1 protein-coding gene is annotated in these 966 nt (G+C 77.2%); it reads left to right on the plus strand.

Features of this window, described 5'->3' with window-relative positions; translation table 11 throughout:
• Positions 1–966, plus strand: a 966-nt coding sequence (locus tag HW577_RS25640; protein WP_198378904.1) for a tetratricopeptide repeat protein, incomplete at both ends; no start/stop codon positions are given.

Raw genomic sequence — 966 nt, forward strand, 5'->3', positions numbered from 1 at the left:
GACAGGAGTTCAGACGAGAGCTTTTCCGATCTGGCCCTTCGCGGCGGCCGTCCCGCCGAGGCCGAACAGGCCGCCCGCGCCGCCATCGCCGCCGCGCCCGCCGACGCGGCGGCCCAGCATCTCGGCGGCATGGTTCTGCTGCGCGTCGGACGCGTGCAGGATGCGCTGAGGCCCCTCGCCGCCGCAGCGGCAGCGGCGGATGCGCCCGTGGCCTGGATCGTTGCCCTCGGCAATGCCGAAGCGATGGCCGGCCGCGGCGAGGCGGCCGTGGTGACGCTGCGCCGCGCCCTGGCGCGGGAGCCCGCCAATGCGGTTGCCTCGCTCAATCTCGGTATCCTGCTGACGGGCCGCGGCGACATGGCCGGCGCGCGGGTGGCCATCGAGGCCTCGCTCGCCGCGCGGCCCGACCATCCGGGGGCGTTGATGGCGCTCGGCAACGTCGCAATGAAGGCGGGCGACGCCGCCGGCGCGGCGGATGCCTTCGCGCGGGCGGCCGCCGCCCGGCCGGGCTTCCCGGAAGCGGAGGCCAATCTCGGCAAGGCGCTCGCGGAACTCGGCCGCGCGACCGACGCCGAGGCGGCCCTGCGCCGCGCCCTCGCGGTCAATCCGGGCCTCGCGCTCGCGCGCTTCACCCTCGGCGATATTCTGCTGGGAAGCGGCCGCGCGGCAGAGGCGGCAGCGGAGCTGCGGGAGGCGCTGCGGGCCGAGCCACGGGCAGCATCGGGCTGGAACAGCCTAGGCCTCGCCCTGCGGGCCCTGGGCCGCGACGCAGAGGCGGCGACCGCGTTCCGAAGCGCCATCGCGGCCGATCCCCGCCTGTTGGAGGGGCATGCCAACCTGGCCCTGTTGCTCGCCTGGACCGGCGAGGCCGTGGCGGCCACTGCGGCGGCGGCGCGCGCGCGCGCGCTGGCGCCGCAGGACGAGCGTGCCTTGATGGCAACCGCCGTCGCCGCCGCCGCCGCGGGG

Origin of the sequence: Neoroseomonas rubea (assembly GCF_016106015.1) — a bacterium.
Taxonomy (GTDB): Bacteria; Pseudomonadota; Alphaproteobacteria; order Acetobacterales; family Acetobacteraceae; genus Neoroseomonas; species Neoroseomonas rubea.